Origin of the sequence: Acinetobacter sp. 251-1 (assembly GCF_030329305.1) — a bacterium.
GTDB classification, from domain to species: domain Bacteria; phylum Pseudomonadota; class Gammaproteobacteria; order Pseudomonadales; family Moraxellaceae; genus Acinetobacter; species Acinetobacter piscicola_A.
In genome coordinates, this window is the sequence record NZ_JACANS010000011.1 from 130,780 (window position 1) to 153,249 (window position 22,470).

The window sequence follows — 22,470 nt, forward strand, 5'->3', positions numbered from 1 at the left end:
CATACGTTAAAACTTGATTAAGGGCTGTAAAACGACGATATATAAAATTTAGAATTAAGCCCGTGGATGATGTTGTGCATGCAGCTGTTGCATGCGGACTTGAGCAACATGCGTATAAATTTGTGTGGTCGATAAATCACTATGTCCAAGTAACATTTGTACGACACGCAGGTCTGCTCCATGATTGAGTAAGTGTGTTGCAAAGGCGTGTCGAAGTGTATGTGGTGACAGTTCTGTTTGAATATTGGCTTGTAAGGCATAACGTTTAATCGCATACCAAAAATTTTGTCGACTCATGATGCCGCCATGTTGGGTGAGAAATAAATAATCCGTACTACTTTTATAAAGTTGAGAGCGGGCTTCATTTAAATATTTTTCCACCCATTCACAAGCGATTTGTCCTAAAGGCACTAAACGCTCTTTATTGCCTTTACCCACAATGCGTAAATAGCCTTGTTTTAAATTAATTAAATCTAAACGTAAATTCAGTAGTTCACTGACACGTAAACCACAAGCGTATAGTACTTCTAGCATTGCACGGTCACGTAGTCCTAAAGCGGTTGTTAAATCAGGGGCTTGAATCAGCGCATCGACATCTTGTTCCGAAAGATCTTTAGGCAGGGCACGTCCAATTTTTGGGGTTTTATGTGCCACCATGGGATTGTCTAGACGGATTTTTTGTTCACGTAAAAATTTGTAAAAAGAACGCAAAGCAGAAAGACTACGGGCAATAGAGCGGGGGCTTTTGCCTTGTTTGGTCAAGTTAATCATGATATCGGAAATATCATCATGTGACCATGTGGGTAAATATTGCGTTGAGCATTCACTACATTGAATGAGGTCAGAAAGATATGCATTACGGGTGTGTGGGCTAACCGTTTGGGCAATTAAATAGTCTTTATAACCATTTAAAAAGCTCAAGTGTTCAGGAATCGTAACAGCCTTAGGAATGCGAGGTTTTTTATTGAGCATTATAGAAAATGACGATTTTTTAAAAGCGATAAGAGGAATGTAGACCAAAAAAATACAGAAGTCGAACCTAGATAGAGAATGAGAATTGTAATCAAACCTTACTTGGTAATTATTCTCATTTGTATGTATAATCGACATAAATACCGTTTCTTTTTTAGGATCAGTTGCAGTGCGTTTGTCAGAATTGAAAGTGAAGCAGACTGCTATTATTACTAAAGTTAATCGAACATTAGCCGATAATTCAAGTCAACCCGATCTCGTTGCGAGTCGTTTAGAAACCTTAGGTTTTGTGCCTGGTACAACGGTGCAAGTGATTACCAAAGGTATTTTTGGTGGCGATCCAATTTTAATTCAGGTTGGATTTACCCGTTTTGCCTTGCGTAAAATCGAAGCGGCACGTATTGAAATTGATCAAAATCTACAAGGAGCTTCCGCATGAGCGAAACTTTACGAGTTGCTTTAGTCGGGAATCCTAACTGCGGTAAAACATCACTTTTTAATCATTTAACAGGAACACGTCAAAAGGTTGCCAACTATGCAGGGGTAACCGTTGAACGTAAAGTTGGGGCATTTACTTTACCTTCAGGGCGAGCTGTACGTGTATTGGACTTACCTGGTGCTTATAGCTTAAATGCAACCAGTCCAGATGAAGCAATTACCCGTGATGTAGTTTTGGGCAAAATTGCGGAAGAACAAGAACAACATGCTTTTTTGTGTGTGGTGGACGCAACCAACTTAAAGTTACACTTGGGTTTAGTGCTTGAAATTATTGCACAAGGCAAACCGATTCTACTTGTATTGAACATGATGGATGAAGCGCGCCGTCGTGGTATGCAAATTAATGTTGAAAAGCTTGCACAGCGTTTAGGTGTACCAGTCGTTGAAACTGTTGCTGTGCGTAATGCGGGTATTGAAAACCTGATGAGCGCACTTGATCAAGAAAAATTCCGTATCCCAGATGCTGCATTAAGTGATGTGATTTTGACGGGTTCAAATCATGACAAAGTCACACAGATTCTAAAAGATGTGGTGATTTTTGTTGATCACGAAGACAAGCGTACAGACTTTCTGGATAAAATCTTTTTGCATCCTGTTTTGGGCTTAGCAAGTCTTGCGTTGATGATGTTTGTGGTTTTCCAAGCAGTGTTTGCGTGGGCAGAACCCATCATGACGCTGATTGAAGATGGATTTGCATGGTTAGGTGAATTTGTCGGTCAATTTATCTCAGCGCCATTGCTCAATAGCCTTGTGGTTGATGGTGTGATTGCGGGCGCAGGTGGTGTGGTCGTATTCTTGCCACAGATTTTGATCTTGTTTTTCTTTATTTTGGTTTTGGAAGAATCAGGCTATCTACCGCGTGCAGCATTTTTGTTAGATAAATTAATGTTTAAAGCGGGTTTAAGTGGTCGTTCATTTATTCCATTATTGTCTAGTTTTGCCTGTGCTGTACCTGGCATTATGGCGACACGAAGCATTAGTGATCCACGAGATCGTTTGACCACAATTTTTGTAGCGCCGCTGATGACATGTTCGGCACGTTTACCTGTCTATGCTTTACTCATTGCTGCTTTTATTCCATCACAAACAGTATGGGGCTTTTTAAATTTACAAGGTTTAGTGCTATTTGCTTTGTATATGTCAGGTATTGTGAGTGCCTTGATTGTTGCAACGGTATTGAAGTTCTTCCAAAAAGATAAATCTGCACATGCATTGCTGATGGAACTGCCAAGTTACCGTATTCCAGATCTTAAAAGCGTTTGGATTGGCTTACTTGACCGTGCCAAAATTTTCTTAAAACGTGTCGGTGGAATCATTTTCGCTTTGTCGATTTTGTTGTGGTTCTTGTGTACGTTCCCGCAACCTCCTGAAGGTGGAACATTGCCTGCGATTGATTATTCTTTTGCAGGTATGTTAGGGCATTTGATGCAACCAATTTTTGCACCACTGGGCTTTAATTGGCAAATTTGTATCGCTCTTATCCCTGCAATGGCAGCACGTGAAGTGCTCGTTGCATCTTTAGGTGTGGTTTATGCACTTTCTGCAACGGATGAAGATGCTGTAACTCAAGGTTTATCGCAAATTATCAGCCAAGGTGATTTAAGTTGGTCATTGGCGACTGGTTTATCTTTATTGGTTTGGTTTATCTATGCACCGCATTGCCTAGCAACTTTAGCAACGGTAAAACGTGAAACAGGTTCATGGAAAACAGTTGCAGGCATGACGGCTTATTTATTTGGTTTGGCGTATTTAATGTCTTTTCTGACTTACCAAATTGCAACTCGTTATTTCGGTTGATAAGACCTCACAAAACTTAAGGAGTTTGAGATGGTTGAATTATTGATGATTACAGCATTGGTGATTTGGAGTGCGATCTTTGTGTTTAAAAAGGTTTTTCCAAAATCAGCGTATTCGGTATTTTCAAAACTGGCTCAGTTGTGTAGATCGCGTGGTTGGAATGGTCTAGCCAAATGGTTACAACCTGCGATGGTTGCAGGCTGTGGCGGTGGATGTGGTTGTTCAAGTAGTGACGCACCAGCACAGAAAAAAGTTGAAGTCCAAGCCGTAAAATGGAAATAAAAACTTAAAATATATCGAAAGCCATTCTCATATTAGGGTGGCTTTTTTATGCTGAGAATACACATGAAAAATAAAGTGAATGATTTTGGGATGTAGTTTCTAACGGAGTTAAATTCAGATATTGCACCGATTATACCGAAAGCGCTTCAGAGTAAATAAAAAAATAAAGCGATTTAAATATATTGATTTGTGATGCAGGCAGATCGATGCTACACAGATCTGATTCAATAAAATATGACAGTTTTTTTACGCACTGACACAAAAAATTATAGATAAAGTGAAAACATAAAAAGCTTTCAAATCTGCAAAGTGCTAACATTTTGCAAGTTTCAAAATTTACTCTGAGTGGGACAAAAATGTTAATTCAACGTGGTGGCTTAAAAGTCGTTGCTGGTCTAGGTATTTCGGGTGTTTCAGCAGTTAATTTTTTATATGAAAAAGGCTACCGCGTTGCAGTAACGGATTCACGTGAAGTTCCGCCGGGGCATGACAAAATTCCAAGCGATGTGCAAACCAGTTTTGGGCATTTTGACCAAGACTTATTATTACAAGCCGAAGAAATCATTATTAGCCCAGGGCTTGATCCAAAGCTGCCAGAAATTCAAGCTGCAATTGCGCAAGGTATTCCTGTCATTAGTGAAATTCAGGTTTTACGCCGTGCAACAGATAAACCCATTGTGGCGATTACTGGCTCAAATGCCAAAAGTACAGTAACCACTTTAATTGGCTTAATGGCACAAGAGGCAGGGGTGAAAGTCGCTGTTGGTGGCAATCTTGGTCGTCCTGCATTGGATTTAACGCATGATGATCCTGATGTTTATATTTTAGAACTCTCAAGTTTCCAACTTGAAACGACTTCTAATCTCAATGCTGAGGTTGCAGTTGTGCTGAATATGAGTGAAGACCATTTAGACCGTCATGGTGATATGTTTGGTTATCACGCAGCAAAACATCGCATTTTCCAAGGAGTTAAAAAAGTTGTATTTAACCGTGATGATTCATTGACTCGTCCTTTAGTCCCTGATGTTACACCGATGCAAAGCTTTGGTTTAAATGCACCTGATTTAAATCAATACGGTGTTTTACGTGATGATGATGGCACCATGTGGTTGGCACGCGGTCGTGAGCGTTTATTGAATAGTGCAGAGATGTATATTCAAGGGACGCATAATGTAGCCAATGCTTTGGCATGTTTAGCATTGGGTGAAGCGATTGGCTTAGCTTTAGATAAAATGTTAGCAACCTTGAAAACCTTTAAAGGCTTAGAGCATCGTTGTGAGTTTGTTAAAGAGGTCAATGCTGTACGTTATTATAACGACTCCAAAGGCACCAATATTGGGGCAACTTTGGCAGCAATTGATGGTTTAGGTGCGGCAATTGAAGCGAAAGGTGGCAAAGTTGCCATCATTTTAGGAGGTCAAGGCAAAGGACAAGACTTTACTGCATTACGTGAATCTTTAACAAAATATGCCAAAGTTGCAGTGCTGATCGGTGAAGATCGTCCTATCATTGAAAAAGCCATTGAAGGAACTACAACACTTCTACACGCCGAGTCTTTACAAGAAGCGGTAGAATTGTGCCAGCAAAATACCCGTGCAAACGATGTCGTTTTACTTTCACCCGCATGTGCAAGTTTTGATATGTTTACAGGCTATCCTGAGCGTGGTCATCGCTTTGTAGACTATGTAAATGCACTAAACTAAAAAGAATCATAAGGATAACAGTATGGCTGGGTTAGCTCAGACAACAGTCAATAAAATTACAGCGGTATGTGAGCGTTGGATTCCAAAGCTTCCTGCGGAAATCACACCACGTAATTTACTTATTTTTTGTGTCATTTCACTGTTGTGTCTTGGCACAGTAATGGTGGCTTCGACATCTATGCCTTATGCAGAGCGTATGCATGAAGCCCCATTTCATTATGTGATTCGTCATGCAATTTCGATTGTAGTGGCGGCGGTTGCAGCAACGATTACCTATCGTATTAGTTTAAATGTATGGTTTAAAAATACTTTTTTACTGTGGTTTATTACCATTCTTTTGCTTGCTGCAGTCCTTGTAGTCGGGACAGAGGTCAACGGTTCGACACGTTGGATTCGGATTGCAGGGTTTACCCTACAGGCAACGGAAGTTGCTAAAGTCGTGATGATTATTTTCACTGCTGATTATGTGGTGCGCCGTTCGACTGAGGTGAAATATGGTTGGTCAGGCTTCTTTGTCTTGAAGAGCTGGAAAGGGCTTGGGCGATTGGCGGTAGTGATGGGGCTGACCGTATTGTTGATTCTACTTGAGCCTGACTTAGGGGCAACAGTGGTGATTGTTGCTTCAATGCTGGGAATTTTCTTTCTTGCAGGTGCTCCAGCCATTCAGTTCGGGATTGCATTTGGGGCAATTATTGCCGCATTTATCTTCTTGATTATTTTTGAGCCTTATCGTTACGACCGTCTGATGTCATTCTCAAATCCTTGGGCAGATCCATTAGGTACAGGTTATCAATTGTCTAATGCTTTGATGGCATTTGGTCGTGGTGAATGGACGGGTGTAGGTTTAGGACACAGTATCCAAAAAATGTCATATTTGCCTGAAGCACATACTGACTTTATGTTGGCGATTTTAGGTGAAGAATTTGGGTTCTTTGGCATTTCGACTGTTTTAATTTTGTCTTTTGGTATGCTGTTTTGCTGTATTCGCATCGCACATCGTGCCTTGAAACATCAATACTTACGCGCAGGTTATTTGGCATATGGTATCAGTATTATTTTCTTGTTACAGATTTTGGTGAATGCAGGGATGAATATGGGGATGTTGCCAACCAAAGGTTTAACGTTACCCTTTATTAGTTATGGTGGTTCATCACTCATCATGTGTGCGGTCATGATCAGTTTGATTTTAAAAATTGATGCCACAACCCGAGTGACCAATCCAAGCAAAGAAGAATCGAGTTTTTAAATTTGATTTTGTGTGGTTAGATTAAAAAATGGTGCTATGAATTAATGTTCTAGCACCATTTTTGGCATATGCGTACCACAATTTTGACACACTAATGCGCTTTGTTTGGGCTTGGACACAGGAAAAATTCGAATAAAAAATAATGAAAAATAGCTGCGTTGAGTCTGTATTTCATAACTAGTATGTATCTTACACACGGGACAGATAAATTGTCCTTGATCGGTTTTGATGGTTTTGGGTGAGATTCCAAAGATAAAGAACATCATGCACCTCAAGTAAATAAGCAGAATAATGACTTCAATATAACGATTTTTTGTTTAAAAAACGAGCATTGTTATTTTATTTGAAAATGCCTTGAATCTCAGCACCTTTCGGAATACGTTGCACATCCCATTGTGCGCTTGCTTGAGCGAGCATTTTATGGGGGTGGTCTAGATCTACAGGTAATTGACCTAAGGCAGAAATTGCCTGTTGTAGGAGTTGTGGTGCTTGCTGAATATCGAGTGCTTGGGCTAAATTTTGCTTAGACAGTTTTTGCCCTTGGTCATTCATTGCTAAAGGCAGATGCAGGTATTGTAATGGCGGATAGCCAAGACATTGTCCTAGCCAGATTTGCCGTTCAGTATTATCTAAAAGGTCGGCACCACGTACCACATGGGTGACACCTTGCAAATAATCATCGACGACTACGGCGAGTTGGTAATTAATGATGCCATCACGACGTTTTAAAACAAAATCACCTAAATCCTTTTGAAGATTTGAACAATGCTGACCTTGTAAGTGATCTGTAAAACAAATGATTGAATCTGAAACTTTGATCCGAATGGCTTGATCTTGGAAAGCTAAACCTTTTTCTCGACAAGTGCCTGCATAAATATGATTGGAACCCAACATTTTGCGAGTACATTCACAGGCATAAACTAGATTTTTTTGTTTCAGTTGCTCAATGACGGCTTCATAAATATCTAGACGATCTTTTTGATAAATGATCTTTACATCAGACTCAAATTCAAAAGCGTCTAAGCATTGCAGAATATGTTGTTCACTGTTGGGATAGATCCGTGGAATATCTGTATCTTCAATACGGACGATCCACTGACCATGGTGTGCTTTGGCATCGCAGTAACTCGCAACTGCGGTAATGAGTGACCCAAAATGCAAAGGGCCGGTTGGCGATGGCGCAAACCGGCCCACATAAGCCATCCTATTATCCGCCTCCTTTTTTAAAGGAGGGGTTAGGGGAGGATTATTGAATAGCATAATTAACCGTTATTCTGCTTCTCTTTGATTTCTGCAAGTGTTTTACAGTCGATACATAAAGTCGCAGTTGGACGTGCTTCTAAACGACGTAAACCAATTTCGATCCCACAAGTTTCACAGAAACCATAATCATCATTTTTAATCGCTTCAATTGATTGCTCAATTTTACGAATCAATTTACGCTCACGGTCACGGGTACGCAGTTCAATAGCAAATTCTTCTTCTTGTGTTGCACGGTCATTGACGTCAGGTAAAGAAGAAGACTCATCTTGCATGGTATTTAAAGTACGGTCTACTTCAGACATTAACTCAGCTTTCCATGCAAGTAAAATACTGCGGAAATGCTCAAGTTGCCCTTCAGACATATATTCTTCATTTTTCTTAGGCTGATAAGGCTCAATACCAAAAAGACTTGCAGTGCTCCCGCCTTCAGTCGCTTTGGGCTTGGTTTTACGTACACGTTTTACAGACTTGTCGTCCAAAACATCGGTTTGTTCGTCCAAGACTTGGTTTTGGTTGTCATTCGCCATAAAGGGCATTCCTCATCATATACGTATGGTTATACGTAAAAAATATGGTGATATGCAAGTATTTTTATCGCTACCGATAGAATGCTGCTATCGGGGGTCGTCATCATATAGACTTTTTCACTAAGATGAAAGCAGTCAAGCTTGCTATTTCGAACTCAAACTCCATTTGAGGTGGAATAACTTAAAGCAAAAATAGCAAAATGAAAAGTTAATAACCTGAAATTTCGTTATTTATTGTTTGATTATAATCTTTTAAGCGAAATATAGCGCTTTCAAATTGCCCATCAGATTTTAAATGTAAATAACGGTAACCAGGTGCTGCCTCATCTAAGGCAAAATTTTCACTTAAAGGCTTAAACTGTGCACAGGTCGCAGGTGTCGATAAAAACTGGATATTGTTCCACACATGAATCGACTCCTGATGAACATGCCCAAACAATACTGCTTTAATATGGGTAAATTGTGACAACAACGTGGTAAGTTGATCGGTATTTTTAAGTTTATGCTGATCAATCCACTGTGAATGCATCTCAAAAGGATGATGATGACAGGCTAAAATCACAAATTTATCTTGAGTTTGTTGCAGCAAGTGCGTTAAGTGAAGCAGTTGTTCAGTCTGAATCCAACCATCCACTTGTTTGGGGACTGCGCTATTGAGCAAAATAAAGCACCAATCGCCTATTTCTACACATGCAGGTTCAGGAAGAGGCATTAAAAAAGGAAATAAGCTGAGGTCATCATGATTTCCTGGAATTTGGAAAAAAGGAATGCCTAAGCTTTGCATATACGCTTGATAGCGTTGATAGGTTTCAGTCGTGGCTTGCTGAGCTAAATCACCTGTATGTACAATCGCATCGATATGTGGATGTTCTTGCAAAATTTGTGCAATCACAGCATGAAAATTTTGTTCGGGTGAAATACCAATAAAATGCTCATTGGGGTCAGTCATCAAATGTGTATCTGAGATCTGAATAATAACAGGCTCACGATTTTTCGAGTTGATCTGATATGTGGACATGTCGATCCCTCTATAACGTATTCAACGATGAAATGTGTTGTTTTAACCATTGTAATGCGATAATAATCGGCGCATTACACAGACGACTTCCCGTCAAAAGCTCATCCAAAACAGCATAATCTAAAATATGCAGTTGAATATTTTCCCCTTCATCTGCGACACCAAAAATACCACCTGTCTCAGGCAGTTCTGCTTGGGCAGTATAAAGATGGAAAATTTCATTACATGCGCCTGCGGATGGGTAAAAACTAAAGATATGGTGTAGTTGACTGAGTTCACAGCCTGACTCTTCTAGACTTTCTCTACGAATGCAACTTTCAGGGGATTCATCAGCATCAAGTACCCCTGCAATAATTTCCAGTTGCCAAGGTGAAACAATATCGTCCATTGCCCCAATACGAAACTGTTCAATTAAGGCAAATTTTTGTTGTTGATCATTATAAATCAGTACACCCGCAGCTTCTTTGCGTTGAATGAGCTCTCTTTGAATCGTCGGTGTATAGGTATTTTTTTGAAATAAGCGATGTCTTAAACTAACTTTTTCGACACGTATAAAACCTGAATACAATATGTCACGAGATTGTATTTCAACATCTTGATGAGAGTAAGTCGCACGTTGGATAATATTCATGTATGAAAAAATTAGGATGAAACGTAGTCGTTCCATCCTAACGGAGAATTGATTAAAGACAAATCATTTTTTAAAGCTTTAAACTTTATGGTACAACTTTTGTCCATGTTCCTGATAAGCGGTTTTCATGGCAGCGAGACCTGCTTCAACATCAGGATTCACTTGAGTATTTTGCTCAACTTTATCTTGATTTTGTGCATAATCACGCACATTTTGCGTAATTTTCATTGAACAGAATTTTGGACCACACATTGAACAGAAGTGCGCTGATTTGTGCGCTTCTTTAGGCATGGTTTCATCATGCATAGAGCGAGCCGTATCAGGGTCTAAACTTAAGTTAAATTGATCTTCCCATCGGAACTCAAAACGAGCTTTAGACAAAGCATTGTCACGGACCTGCGCACCCGGATGACCTTTGGCAAGGTCGGCAGCGTGTGCCGCAATTTTATAAGTGATGATACCGTCTTTCACATCTTTCTTATTCGGTAGGCCCAAATGCTCTTTCGGAGTCACATAGCAGAGCATGGCTGTACCATACCAACCAATCATGGCTGCACCAATTGCCGATGTGATATGATCATAACCTGGTGCAATATCTGTTGTAAGTGGACCAAGCGTATAAAATGGTGCTTCCTGACAGACTTCAAGTTGTAAGTCCATATTTTCTTTCACCATGTGCATCGGCACATGTCCTGGACCTTCGATCATCACCTGTACGTCATGTTTCCATGCACGATGTGTGAGTTCACCTAAAGTACGTAATTCAGAAAATTGAGCTTCATCATTGGCATCTTGAATACAACCTGGACGTAAACCATCACCTAGACTGAACGATACGTCATAGGCTTTCATGATTTCACAGATTTCATCAAAATGGGTATAAAGGAAGTTTTCTTCATGATGCGCCAGACACCACTGAGCCATGATTGAACCACCACGAGACACGATGCCTGTTAAACGATTCGCAGTCATCGGTACATAACGCAATAACACACCTGCATGAATAGTAAAGTAATCGACACCTTGCTCAGCTTGTTCAATCAGTGTGTCCTTGAATATTTCCCAAGTGAGGTCTTCGGCTACACCATCGACTTTTTCTAAAGCTTGGTAAATCGGTACAGTTCCAATCGGTACAGGTGAGTTACGAATAATCCATTCACGAGTTTCATGAATATTTTTACCTGTCGATAAGTCCATGATGGTGTCAGCTCCCCAACGGGTTGCCCATGTCATTTTTGACACTTCTTCATCAATCGATGAACCCAATGCTGAGTTACCAATATTGGCATTAATTTTCACCAAGAAATTACGTCCAATAATCATGGGTTCGCATTCAGGATGGTTAATATTGGCTGGAATAATGGCACGACCTTCCGCAACTTCTTTACGCACAAATTCAGGGGTAATTTCCATCAGGTTACGTGCGCCAAAATTTTGTCCTGCATGTTGACGCATATCTACGCCTTCACGCTGACGCTGATTTTCACGAATCGCGATATATTCCATTTCAGGAGTAATAATGCCTTGTTTGGCATAGTGCATTTGAGAGACATTTTTGCCTGCTTTAGCGCGACGAGGTTTTTGAATATGCGCAAAGCGAATGTCTGCAGTACGAATATCTTTTAAACGTTCCTGTCCAAATTTTGAAGTTAAGGTGTCGAGGCGTTCTGTATCTGCACGTTCCTCAATCCATGTTTCGCGAACATTGGGTAAACCTTTGTTCAGGTCAATCTGTACATTTGGGTCGGTATACACGCCTGAAGTGTCATAGACCATGATGGGTGGATTTTTTTCACCGCCTAAGCCTGTTGGCGTATCGGTCAGTTCAATTTCACGCATTGGGACTTGGATATCAGGACGTGAACCTTGGATATAGACTTTTTTAGATGCAGGTAAAATACGAGTCAGATCTTTAGCTTCTTGCTCATGTTGTGCAAGTTGATCGACAGGGGATAGATTCGTTAATTGGTTCATTGCAATGATCCTTATGAATGACATCAACGAATCAAGCACGACCAAAAACAGGGGGCAGTGACATCTATTTTCTGGCTATCATTTACATTTATGTCTGTAAATTCAGGTATTTCTACAAAAATAGCGCAACTTTAGGCTGCAGTTTTTAGGTGGGCTTGATTCCTACGCAGGTTTTAACCTGATCAGGTTCAACGGTACTCATCTTCATTAGATGATCTCAGCGAGGGCATACTCGCGCTCCGTCAAGCGATGCCACGATACTAACATGACATGTCGAAAAAAACATCTAGATTTAATGGCATGGTTAAGGGGTGTCATTGCATAAAGCATACTGATGACAATCACGGCGATCATTGCGTGGTTTTAAGTTCATGTATTGTTTTACAAAATCATATGCTTGTTGTTCGTCACTTAATGTTGTTGCTGGCTCGGCCAATGCTTCAGCATAAAATTGTGCACTGAGCACGAGCGGTGTATCAGGTTGTCTACTTAGCCAATCGAGGGCTTGTTGGGTTTCAGGCTGAATGGTGAAATGATGCTTAGAAAAGCTAAATGCAGGTGAATTCTCTGAGCCGATAAAGATCAAATACTGATACTCATTCAATAATAATTCAGCATCTTTAATATACCTACTCTGTGGATATTGTTTGATATAGTTTTCCCAAAATAATGCACGTTCAGCAAGCGCCTGACCTGAAATCGCAATGGCTGCATCTGAATATAAAATATCGGCATTGTCCTTTGCCATGCGTTGTATAAAAACCGCTTCGGCTTGAGGTAAGTAAGCAACAAACATATCTACTGTATATTGCGGATGTTGTTTAAGTTCAAAATAACCTTCACCTACATCTAGAAATTGAATGTATTGTTTACCCACTTGATCCATTAAATATTGATCGCGCTGTGGTAAATTCTTCTTGATCGTTGCAGCATCTCCCTGTCCTAAATCTTTTGCATTGTCAGGGTAAAATAGAGCATAACCATAGGCATTTAGCCCTTGCATCGATTCATCCCCTGAAGATGTTGTTAAAAAACGCTGATACATCAAATTTGTGCTTTCAAGCAGTTGATAAATTTGTGTATGGTTGAGGTTTTTTATACATTTTTTCAGTGTGCTATTGGTCACTGCAAGTTGTTGAATCGAACTTTTTTGATCAATTTGAGACAGAATTGCTTTGGTGTCAGAAAAACAATCCACAGTTGTTAATATGTGCTGTACTTTTTCTTGTGTTATGTCAGGTTGTTCTGTTGCCTGATTTTTTTGCTGACAAGCACTGAGCGTCATACAACAGAGCAGGGAAGAAACTATTTTTTTCATGAAGTTGGCTTTATTGTTAAATCTATGAATTTAAAAATGGAAGTCGGTTGCAAAGACCGATTTGATGAGCATACCTAAAATCAGATGAATGAAGAACATTTTTGCTTAACAAAATATAGATCAGTTAGTTATCTGGTGACATACAAATAGAATCATTAAAACAATCACGACTTTTCGGCGTTAGACTCACATTTTTTAAATTTAAAAACTGATTGAGCTGTGCCACAGCCAATTGATGAGAATCATTTTTGACTTGATTGTATTGGGAGGCTGGCAACACAATTTTCTCTAAGCGTTGTTCAGGTGTCATGTTGATGTATTCAACAAATTTATGCGCCTGCTTGGCTAAAGTACTGTCATTTTGTTGCGATAACGCTTCTATTTCCAACCAAACCGATGCTGAAATGTCACTCGCGTCAATATACTGCTCTGAAACAGGAGATGTTTCTAAGCCCTTGAATAATAAAGCCTGATAAGTTTGAGCTAAATATTGTGCATCTTTTAAATAATGACTTTTGGGATAACTTTGAATATAACTTTCCCAAAAAATAGCCCGTTGAACAATTTCATTTGGCGTAATATTCAGCTTTTGATTTTGCAATAAGAGCTGACCATTTTGTTCTGCTAAATGTTCAATAAAAACACGTTCTGCTTCTGGTAAATAAGGTGCAAAGACCTTCGCTAAATATTGTGGGTTACGGCGATAAAAAATTTGTTTTGGACCTTGGTCAACCAATTCAATATAGGCTTGTCCTTGATGCCGAATTAAATATTGATCTCGAATATTTAATTGTTCGAAATGATTTTGTTGAATGGTTGGGTAGTCTGATTTACCCAATGCATAACTTTCAAAGGCAAGTTGCTGGGTAGCGGTACGTTCAATTTTTAAAAATTGCTTATACATTTGGTTGGACAAATCAATTAACTCTTTTTGCTCGTCCCATGCCATTAAAGGTAAACATAAACGAATATCTTGATTGACTTGCTCAATCGCTAAAGCGGTACGCTGAGCATTCATTGCCAACATTTCTTTTTTTAAATTTTCACAAATTAATGTCAAATCAGGTTGTACTTTTTCTGATTTAGGTGCTTCTTTGGTTTCAACTGCCATTTCGGGTTCAGGTTTTTGGCATGCTGAAAGTACAGCACACAGGCTGAATACAATACTCAATGACTTTAGAGGTTTAAGTGAGCAATTAAAATTCATTTGATCATGAAAAACAGAACAGTAGGGAGATTTGATAGAAGCTATTTTCATCTAAATTAGGCTGAAAGAATGCAATATTTTGTAGTTTTGTGCAGCGAATACGTTAATTATTTACATCTTTTAGCGCATAAAGGCTGTATTTTGACAATAGCAGTTTTTAGATGACTTCATTGTAAGATACCATTAAACATTACTTTATGATTGGTACTTTGAAAGACATGCTAAACCCTAAGTATTTTATGACATTTTAGTCTGAAATATATGGAATTTACTATGTCGCAATGATGCTCAATATTTTAAAGTTGTCATCAAAACTTCATAATATGTATGTTTAAATACGCCAATTTCATTCATGTCATTTTACTTGTTGTGGAGTAAGCACCTTGAGTCTCAATAATCCTGCCTTAGGGCATCACATTTCTTCACAATTTAATGAAGATTTACAAGGTGTAAATACTAAGTTTATGACAATGGGGGGATTGGTTGAACAGCAAGTGGCAAATGCAATTCATGCATTATTAGATACCAATGCGAATTTAGCCATTGATGTACAATTTCAAGATAATGCAGTCAATCAATTTGAACGTGAAATTGATGAAGCTTTGACACTCATTTTGGCGCGCCGTCATCCTGCTGCAATTGATTTACGTATGGTGATTGCCATGAGTAAAGCCAATACTGATTTAGAACGTATTGGTGATGAAGCCGCTAAAATTGCTCGGATTGCACAAACTCTATGTGAAGAAGGTCAGTCACCACGTGGTTATATGGAAACCCGTCATATCGGTAACCAAGTGCGTGTGATGATTCATGATGCATTGGATGCATTTGCACGTATTGATGCAGAGCAAGCTTTAAAAGTCTTGTTGGCGGATGCAGATATCGATCGTGAGTATCAATCAGCTACACGTACCTTGATGACTTATATGATTGAAGATCCCCGTCATATTAGTCGTGTGATCAATGTCATGTGGGTTTTACGTTCACTCGAACGTATTGGGGATCATGCGCGTAATATTTCAGAGCAAGTCATTTATATAGCAAAAGGCTTTGATGTGCGTCATACTAAAATTGAAGAAATTGAAGAAAAAGTACAAGGTAAATAAGCCGTTTAAATTTTGATATTTTTACAAGAGCCTTAGCGAAAGTTAGGGCTTTTTTATGTTAAAAATAATGTTGTGATAGTGTATTTGAAAAAATTGAGACAAAAAAAAATTCCTAGATTTTTGGGGGAAAATCTAGGAAAGAAAACAGAAATATTCTGGAGAATATTTATCTAATGGATTGTCTTGGGGAAACAATGTTTCATTAGCTGATGTGATTATAGTATAAAAAAAAACTGCAACAGTCATGATGACTCCTGTGTATTGAATGTAAAATTGCATTTCAGCGTGTAATTAAAAATCCTAAATTGACTCCGTGGGTATGTTTTATAATCATTTTTTTGTAAAATTCGCTGAAATATCTGAGCTTTATTTTATCCAAAATAAGTATATTATTGATCTCTCAGTCAATTTTTTATGGCATGGCTTAATTTGATGATAAAAGATTATCAATGCGATTGAGTTTGTTCTTAAATTAAAATTTATTTACCTGTTTGAAAATGATTTTGCAAAACATAAGACGGAACATAAAAAAGAATCCCCAAATATGGAGATTCTTTCATATTAAAGTCTATGTGGACTTCATTCTTGTCTTGAATGTAAAGAAAGCAGTGTTTTTTACTCAGGTTTTAACCCTTCAGCTTTTTCCAATGATTCATCATTGTTAAAGAATTTTTCACGTTGTTCTTCGAGAAACTTTTTCGCATCAGGTTCAAACACATTTAAACGTTTTTCATTGATTAACGTGGTTTGGTGTTTTAACCATTCTTGCCAAGCTTGCTTCGAGATAGTGTCAAATAGTTCTTGACCCTTTGCACCAGGAAAAGGTGCAAAGTCTAAAGCGTCCATTTCTTTTTGATATTTACGGCAAAATACTTGTCGAGACATATCAATACTCCAATTGACCTAAAGTTAAACTTAAAAAAATTAAGCGTATAGTTTTTCCAAACGTGTATAAGCACGTTGAATGGCAGCTTCAACTTGAGCAGGTGCAGTACCACCAATGTGATTACGGGCATTGACTGATGCTTCAAGGGTAAGCGCTTTTTCAAATACATCTGCTTGAATCAAGTCAGAGAATTGTTGTAGTTGCTCAAGTGTTAACTCAGACAAGTCTTTGCCTTCTTGGACACCTAGTGCCACAGCTTTACCGACAATTTCATGTGCATCACGGAACGCAACGCTATTTTTAACGAGGTAATCAGCCAAATCTGTAGCAGTTGAGAAGCCACGAAGCGCCGCTTCACGCATGATTTCAATGTTCGGTACTAATGCAGGAATCATGTCAGCGAAAGCCATGAGCGAACCACGCACTGTATCAATTGCATCAAACAATGGTTCTTTGTCTTCTTGGTTGTCTTTGTTGTATGCCAACGGTTGGCCTTTCATAAGGGTCAAAAGACTCATCAAGTCGCCATATACACGACCTGTCTTACCACGAATTAACTCAGGAACATCTGGGTTTTTCTTCTGTGGCATGATCGATGAACCTGTACAGAAACGGTCAGGAATATTGACAAATTTAAACTGTGCAGATGTCCAAAGGATCATTTCTTCAGACATACGCGACAAATGCATCATGATGAGTGATGCGGCAGCATTAAATTCAATACCAAAGTCACGGTCAGATACAGCATCAAGTGAGTTTTCACATACTGCTTCAAAACCTAAAAGTTCAGCCGTATAGGCACGCTCGATCGGATAGGTTGTTCCTGCAAGTGCTGCAGAACCTAAAGGTAAACGATTGACACGTTTACGGCAGTCAATAAGACGCTCAGAGTCACGAACGAGCATTTCGAACCATGCCATCAAATGATGACCAAAGGTTACAGGCTGTGCTGTTTGTAAATGGGTAAAGCCCGGCATAATGGTATTGGTGTTTTGAGCAGCTAAACCTAAAATACCTTTTTGTAATTTTTCAAGTAATTGTAAAATGGCATCAATTTCATCACGTACATATAAACGGATGTCAGTTGCGACTTGGTCATTACGGCTACGTCCAGTATGAAGTTTTTTACCAGTAATACCAATACGTTGAGTCAAGCGTGACTCGATATTCATATGCACATCTTCAAGGTCGATGCGCCATTCAAATTGACCTGCTTCAATCTCAGCTTTAATGGTGTTTAAACCATTGATAATGTCGTCACGTTCTTGTTCTGTTAAAACACCTACTTTTGCAAGCATGGTTGCATGCGCAATAGAACCAGCAATATCTTGTTTATAAAAGCGTTGGTCAAATTGAACAGATGCTGTAAATTCAGCAACAAAAGCATCAGTTGCTTCAGAAAAACGACCGCCCCACATACCCGAAGTTTGGGCTTGTGACGGATTTGAGGAATTAGAAGATGTGGTCATGTCGGCTCATTTAAAAAAGCAATAGAACTGGAAAATAGTATAGCAAATTCAAGCTTACTTTCCGCAGCGCAGTAACATGAATCTGGTTTAAATATGCAAAATGCTCAAAATCGTCCACATTTTTTTAGCAAAATTAGCCAATGGCAATATTTTATTGAGCTGTTTATTGGCAGTAATGTCCTGGCACTTGTTTTGGCTTTGGCGGAGGCGCAAGCATGGTCAGATTTACAATTTAGTCATGTGATTCAATATGTTTTATATATCAATTGGATTTTATTGGCATTTACGGCTTGGGTTGATTTTTTCCAAGATAAACTCAAAAAAATGAGCGATTTAAACGCAACAATTTTCGGTTTTATCTTGCTTGAGTTGATTGTTTTTATCACCACGATTGTTCTAAATTGTGTGCTGTATTGGGGAGCGAACTTTTCTTTAACGCATTTAACCGCGGCTATTGTTTTTGAACATATTATTTTACATCTGAGTTATGGGGCGCTCTTGGGCGCATTTTGTTTGCGTTATATTTATATGCGTGGGCAATGGTTAAAACAGCAAAATAGTGAATTGAATGCACGTGTACAAGCGATGCAAGCAAGGATTCACCCGCATTTTCTATTTAATAGTTTAAATAGTGTGGTGAGTCTGATTAGTATTAATCCTGACAAAGCTGAACAAATGCTCATAGATTTATCTAAACTCTTTCGGGTGAGTTTTCAAGAGTTGAAATTGGTGAGTTTGGCTGAAGAAATTGAATTATCAAAAAAATACATTAGCATCGAACAAATTCGTTTGGGTGATCGTTTAAACGTAGAATGGAATGTTCAACAACCTCAATTATTAAAGCAGGTTAAAATACCTTTACTCACATTACAGCCACTCATTGAAAACAGTATTTTTCATGGTGTTGAGCAGAAGCATATCAATGCTAAAATTGGGATATTGGTTGAAATATTGCAAAATCAAGTCACTATAGTCATTACTAACCCATTTATACAGGATAGAATAAATTCAAGAGAAGGACATGGCATAGCATTGGAAAATGTGAAACAGCGTTTAAAAGCGCATTTTGGTGAATCTGTTCAATTTCGGAGCATCGCAGGCAAAGAGCGTTTTACTACAGTGATGCAGTATCAATATAAGTAATACAATGACAGAGCAAAACATTAAAAGAATGATGATGCAAAAGGAGGGAGAATGGATATCCTAATTTGTGATGATGAGCCACTTGCAGTCGAGCGATTATCACGATTAGTAACGCAATTGGGACATCATGTGGTGGCAACGGCACAGCATGGACAAGAAGCACTCGAACTTGTCGAACATTACGCACCTGATGTGGTGCTATTGGATATTCAAATGCCTGAAATGGACGGATTAGAGTGTGCTAAACAATTAAGCCAATTTGACCCTATGCCTGCAATTATTTTTTGTACTGCATATGATGAACATGCATTGCAAGCAATTCAATCTCAAGCAAAAGGATATTTGTTAAAACCGATCGCAAAGGACGATCTAAATGATGTATTGGAGAGTTTAACTAAGTTAACTCAAGCGCAAATCACTAATTTAGAACAAAAAGAACTCATGGAAGAAAAAGTGCAAAGACAGCAAATTGCTGCAAAAACCTATCGTGGATTGGAGTTGATTCCAATTGAAAATATTTACTATTTTTTAGCAGATCAAAAATACGTCACTGTACGTCATAAAAATGGCAGTGTTTTGATTGATGAAACATTAAAAGACCTTGAGCAAGAATTTTCGGGTAAATTTATTCGTATTCACCGTAATGCACTCATTGCAATAGATTATTTGGATGGTTTGGAAATGGTTGCTTCAGGGCAATATCACGTGCGCTGTCGTGAATTAGATGAAAAACTTGCTGTAAGTCGCCGTCATTTACCGAATTTAAGAGAGCGAATGCAGAACCTATAAAATAGAACAGATAGCTTCTGTGATAATTTTACTTGCTTTTTTAGAGCAGGAGGTTAAGTTTAGAGTGTTTAAACTGTGGCAAAGCTGAAATGATGAAGACCTTGAAAATAGCGACAAGACAAAGCCCACTTGCAATGTGGCAAGCTGAACACATTCGTGATCGTTTAGAGCAGTTGCATCCACAACTTCAAGTGGAGTTAGTGACGTTTGTGACGCAAGGTGACAAAATTTTAGATACGCCATTGGCAAAAATCGGTGGTAAAGGCTTATTTGTTAAAGAATTAGAAGCGGCTTTATTAGATGGACGAGCAGATTTAGCTGTACATTCAATGAAAGATGTTCCGATGCAGTTGCCAGAAGGTTTAGAGTTGGCAGTGATTTGTGAGCGTGAAGATCCTTTTGATGCTTTTGTGTCAAATCACTATGCAAAATTTGAAGATTTACCCCAAGGTGCAAAGCTTGGTACCTCAAGTCTACGCCGTAAATGCCAAGTATTAAAACAACGTCCTGATCTAGATGTGATTGATTTAAGAGGGAATGTTGGCACACGTTTATCTAAACTTGATGCTGAACAATATGACGCCATTATCTTGGCAAGTTCAGGTTTAAAGCGTTTAGGTTTGCATGACCGTATTCGTCATACACTTGCACCTGAGGTGAGTTTACCTGCGGTGGGTCAAGGTGCTTTAGGTTTAGAGTGTCGGAGTCATGACGAAGCAGTTTTGGACTTGATTATGCCGTTAATGCACCATGATACCAATGTCTGTGTCCGTGCAGAACGAGCTTTCAACGCCTATTTAGAAGGCGGGTGCCAAGTACCGATTGCAGGCTATGCAACCGTGCAACAGCAACAAATTCAGCTTGAAGGTCGTGTGGGTAGCCCTGATGGCCAAACACTCTTGGTACAACGTGTACAAGGTGCTGAAGATCAAGCCGAGCAATTGGGTGTAGAATTGGCGAAAGCTTTACTTACATTGGGTGCGGGTGATCTACTCAAAGCACTTTATCAAGATTAATGTTATTTATTAATACCCGACCGACTGACCGTGCACAGGCACTCAGCCAAAATCTGATACAGGCAGGCATAGACACGATTGAACTGCCTTTATTAGAATTGTCTGCACACCCCTTTTCCAATAAATTAAAAGCACTCTATTCACAGCTTTTAAAAGCGCAAATGATTGTGGTGGTGAGTCCAACGGCAGTCGAAATTGGGATGAGATATTTACAACAAAGTGGTGTGCAGCTTTCACAGCTACAGCACATTGAGTGGATTGCTGTGGGGCAAATGACCGCCCAAGCTTTAGCAAAATATCAAATCAGCAGCCATGTGCCTGAAGTAGAAACTTCAGAAGGTATGTTAGGACTAAGTATTTTTGAACATGTTCAACCTCTTAGCAAAATTGCTTTTTGGCGAGGTGAGGGTGGGCGGCAATTTATGATGCAACAATGCCAAGCACGTCAGCTTGAGGTGTTGAATTTTATTTTGTATGAGCGGCATTTGCCTGCCACAAGTTTGGCACAATATCGTACTATGCTGTTAAAGCTTGATCAGATGCACCAGCCTTATGTGGTGTGTATCAGTAGTGAAGCCAGCTGGCTCAATTGGTTACAGTTAAACCAAGAAAACTTGAAGTTGGTTGATCAGTGCCATTATTTAGTTTTAGGTGAGCGTTTGTATCAAATTTTGCAACAATATAAGAAAAAAATGACAATGTGTTTTAATATCAGCACACTTCCAAATTTAAAAACGGTGACTGTATTGCAGCAGATTCAACTATTGCAAAGGAATATATGAAGAAGTTTATCCATTTCTTATTTTTTATCGCATTGGCATGGTTAGGTAAACTTAGTTACGACTTTTATCATATTTCTCAACAACTGGCTGATATTCAAAATACTTTGCATCAAAGTGAGCAAAAAAATGCCACTTTGAATGACCAAGTGGTGGCATTACAACGCGATCCCACAGTGGTAAATAGTGTACCTGCGAAAAATGTACCGAATAGTTTGCCGAGTAAAACATTAGAAATACAAAGTATTCAGCCATCTACTGTGATTAAACAACAGTTAGAATTGGTGCAGTTTGCCTTACAACAGCAACAATATATTTTTGCAGTAGAGCAATTGGTGCAGCTGAACCTGCAGGTAGAAAAATATAATTTAGCTGACTCGTTAAAAAATAGTTTACGTCAAGCGATTCAAAAAGATATACAAGCGATTCAAAAGTTTAGTCAAGCCCGAGATGTGCAGCAGGAACAGCTCAATCATGTATTGCATCAACTAGATCAAGCGATTCAAGTCGAGATTCAACAACCTCGTTTAAGTCCTGCTCAACAGAATCCTGAACATTTTTGGCAGCGTTGGTTGCAGGTACAACGTGTTGATCGTTCTGCCAATGAATTGGTGAATCGTCGTTTAATTCTAAAAGAAACTCAGCTACGTATTATTTTGGCACAAAATGCGTTATTGCGTGGCGAATATGTTGAATACCAAAATATGCTCAATCTAGTGATTCAACAATTAGATCCGTTGCCTGATGCACAAAGTCAGAAATTTAAACAAAAATTAGTACAAATCAAACAAATGCCTATTTTATCAGTGCCAAAACTCAATACAACCACAGTATTGGGAGCATAAG

Annotated in this window: 21 protein-coding genes, 1 pseudogene and 1 riboswitch; of the genes and pseudogenes, 11 read left to right on the top strand and 11 right to left on the bottom strand. The window is 38.9% G+C overall.

Annotated elements, in window-relative coordinates; genetic code table 11:
- Window positions 1-54: 54 nt before the first annotated feature.
- Entirely contained in the window at window positions 55-972 is a 918-nt protein-coding gene (gene xerD, locus HX129_RS10920; protein WP_286434640.1) for a site-specific tyrosine recombinase XerD, read from the bottom strand.
- Between the two features lie 169 nt (window positions 973-1,141).
- Between xerD and HX129_RS10925 the strand changes: the two genes are divergently transcribed.
- From HX129_RS10925 to ftsW, 5 genes are all read left to right on the top strand, one after another.
- Window positions 1,142-1,411 carry a FeoA family protein gene (locus HX129_RS10925; RefSeq protein WP_130074496.1) on the top strand — a complete coding sequence of 90 codons (270 nt, stop codon included), beginning with the start codon at window positions 1,142-1,144 and terminating at the stop codon, window positions 1,409-1,411.
- Window positions 1,408-3,267 carry a ferrous iron transporter B gene (feoB, locus tag HX129_RS10930; RefSeq protein ID WP_286434641.1) on the top strand — a complete coding sequence of 620 codons (1,860 nt, stop codon included), beginning with the start codon at window positions 1,408-1,410 and terminating at the stop codon, window positions 3,265-3,267. Before HX129_RS10925 ends, feoB begins: the two co-directional genes overlap by 4 nt.
- A gap of 30 nt (window positions 3,268-3,297) precedes the next feature.
- The gene (locus HX129_RS10935) at window positions 3,298-3,549 is read left to right on the top strand and encodes a DUF6587 family protein (RefSeq protein WP_286434642.1); all 252 of its coding nucleotides are present in this window, start codon (window positions 3,298-3,300) and stop codon (window positions 3,547-3,549) included.
- 356 nt (window positions 3,550-3,905) lie between these two features.
- Window positions 3,906-5,252, top strand: a complete 1,347-nt coding sequence (gene murD / locus HX129_RS10940; RefSeq protein ID WP_174493443.1) for a UDP-N-acetylmuramoyl-L-alanine--D-glutamate ligase — start codon at window positions 3,906-3,908, stop codon at window positions 5,250-5,252.
- Window positions 5,253-5,274: 22 nt separating this feature from the next.
- On the top strand, window positions 5,275-6,498 hold the full coding sequence (gene ftsW, locus HX129_RS10945) for a putative lipid II flippase FtsW (RefSeq protein ID WP_286436191.1): 1,224 nt from the start codon (window positions 5,275-5,277) through the stop codon (window positions 6,496-6,498).
- A 41-nt stretch (window positions 6,499-6,539) separates the two neighbouring features.
- Here ftsW and HX129_RS10950 read toward each other — a convergent pair whose 3' ends face one another.
- The 8 genes from HX129_RS10950 to HX129_RS10985 form a co-directional block, all read right to left on the bottom strand.
- Window positions 6,540-6,764 carry a zinc-ribbon domain-containing protein gene (locus HX129_RS10950; protein ID WP_416332291.1) on the bottom strand — a complete coding sequence of 75 codons (225 nt, stop codon included), beginning with the start codon at window positions 6,762-6,764 and terminating at the stop codon, window positions 6,540-6,542.
- A gap of 73 nt (window positions 6,765-6,837) precedes the next feature.
- Window positions 6,838-7,758, bottom strand: coding sequence for a tRNA glutamyl-Q(34) synthetase GluQRS (gene gluQRS, locus HX129_RS10955; RefSeq protein WP_286434643.1), 921 nt, complete (start codon window positions 7,756-7,758; stop codon window positions 6,838-6,840).
- 2 nt (window positions 7,759-7,760) lie between these two features.
- Window positions 7,761-8,288 (bottom strand): RNA polymerase-binding protein DksA, encoded by a 528-nt coding sequence (gene dksA / locus HX129_RS10960; protein ID WP_130074503.1) that lies wholly within the window; start codon window positions 8,286-8,288, stop codon window positions 7,761-7,763.
- 208 nt (window positions 8,289-8,496) lie between these two features.
- Window positions 8,497-9,306 carry a 3',5'-cyclic-AMP phosphodiesterase gene (gene cpdA, locus HX129_RS10965; RefSeq protein WP_180044934.1) on the bottom strand — a complete coding sequence of 270 codons (810 nt, stop codon included), beginning with the start codon at window positions 9,304-9,306 and terminating at the stop codon, window positions 8,497-8,499.
- A 10-nt stretch (window positions 9,307-9,316) separates the two neighbouring features.
- Window positions 9,317-9,937, bottom strand: a complete 621-nt coding sequence (locus tag HX129_RS10970; protein WP_130074505.1) for an NUDIX domain-containing protein — start codon at window positions 9,935-9,937, stop codon at window positions 9,317-9,319.
- A gap of 78 nt (window positions 9,938-10,015) precedes the next feature.
- Window positions 10,016-11,911, bottom strand: coding sequence for a phosphomethylpyrimidine synthase ThiC (thiC, locus tag HX129_RS10975; protein WP_130074506.1), 1,896 nt, complete (start codon window positions 11,909-11,911; stop codon window positions 10,016-10,018).
- 142 nt (window positions 11,912-12,053) lie between these two features.
- A riboswitch (TPP riboswitch) is annotated at window positions 12,054-12,163 on the bottom strand.
- 52 nt (window positions 12,164-12,215) lie between these two features.
- Window positions 12,216-13,229 (bottom strand): hypothetical protein, encoded by a 1,014-nt coding sequence (locus HX129_RS10980; protein WP_286434644.1) that lies wholly within the window; start codon window positions 13,227-13,229, stop codon window positions 12,216-12,218.
- Between the two features lie 124 nt (window positions 13,230-13,353).
- Complete coding sequence (locus HX129_RS10985) at window positions 13,354-14,436, bottom strand: hypothetical protein (RefSeq protein ID WP_286434645.1); 1,083 nt, start codon at window positions 14,434-14,436, stop codon at window positions 13,354-13,356.
- A gap of 383 nt (window positions 14,437-14,819) precedes the next feature.
- Here HX129_RS10985 and phoU point away from each other — a divergent pair, with 383 nt between their 5' ends.
- Window positions 14,820-15,542, top strand: coding sequence for a phosphate signaling complex protein PhoU (gene phoU / locus HX129_RS10990; RefSeq protein ID WP_130074509.1), 723 nt, complete (start codon window positions 14,820-14,822; stop codon window positions 15,540-15,542).
- A 615-nt stretch (window positions 15,543-16,157) separates the two neighbouring features.
- Here phoU and HX129_RS10995 read toward each other — a convergent pair.
- Window positions 16,158-16,427: an oxidative damage protection protein gene (locus tag HX129_RS10995; RefSeq protein ID WP_068972953.1), complete on the bottom strand. Its 270-nt coding sequence runs from the start codon at window positions 16,425-16,427 to the stop codon at window positions 16,158-16,160.
- 39 nt (window positions 16,428-16,466) lie between these two features.
- On the bottom strand, window positions 16,467-17,897 hold the full coding sequence (gene argH, locus HX129_RS11000; protein ID WP_286434646.1) for an argininosuccinate lyase: 1,431 nt from the start codon (window positions 17,895-17,897) through the stop codon (window positions 16,467-16,469).
- Between argH and HX129_RS11005 the strand changes: the two are divergent.
- The 5 genes and pseudogenes from HX129_RS11005 to HX129_RS11025 all read left to right on the top strand — a co-directional run bounded on the left by HX129_RS11005 (window position 17,888) and on the right by HX129_RS11025 (window position 22,469).
- Window positions 17,888-19,040 (top strand): annotated as a pseudogene (locus HX129_RS11005) (sensor histidine kinase). The gene argH and the pseudogene HX129_RS11005 overlap by 10 nt on opposite strands.
- Before the next feature lie 51 nt (window positions 19,041-19,091).
- Window positions 19,092-19,829, top strand: coding sequence for a LytR/AlgR family response regulator transcription factor (locus HX129_RS11010; RefSeq protein WP_286436192.1), 738 nt, complete (start codon window positions 19,092-19,094; stop codon window positions 19,827-19,829).
- Window positions 19,830-19,921: 92 nt separating this feature from the next.
- Window positions 19,922-20,845, top strand: coding sequence for a hydroxymethylbilane synthase (hemC, locus tag HX129_RS11015; RefSeq protein WP_171457493.1), 924 nt, complete (start codon window positions 19,922-19,924; stop codon window positions 20,843-20,845).
- Window positions 20,845-21,627: a uroporphyrinogen-III synthase gene (locus HX129_RS11020; RefSeq protein WP_286434648.1), complete on the top strand. Its 783-nt coding sequence runs from the start codon at window positions 20,845-20,847 to the stop codon at window positions 21,625-21,627. The genes hemC and HX129_RS11020 overlap by 1 nt, the downstream gene beginning before the upstream one ends.
- Window positions 21,624-22,469, top strand: a complete 846-nt coding sequence (locus HX129_RS11025) for a hypothetical protein (RefSeq protein ID WP_286434649.1) — start codon at window positions 21,624-21,626, stop codon at window positions 22,467-22,469. Before HX129_RS11020 ends, HX129_RS11025 begins: the two co-directional genes overlap by 4 nt.
- Window position 22,470 lies beyond the last annotated feature (1 nt).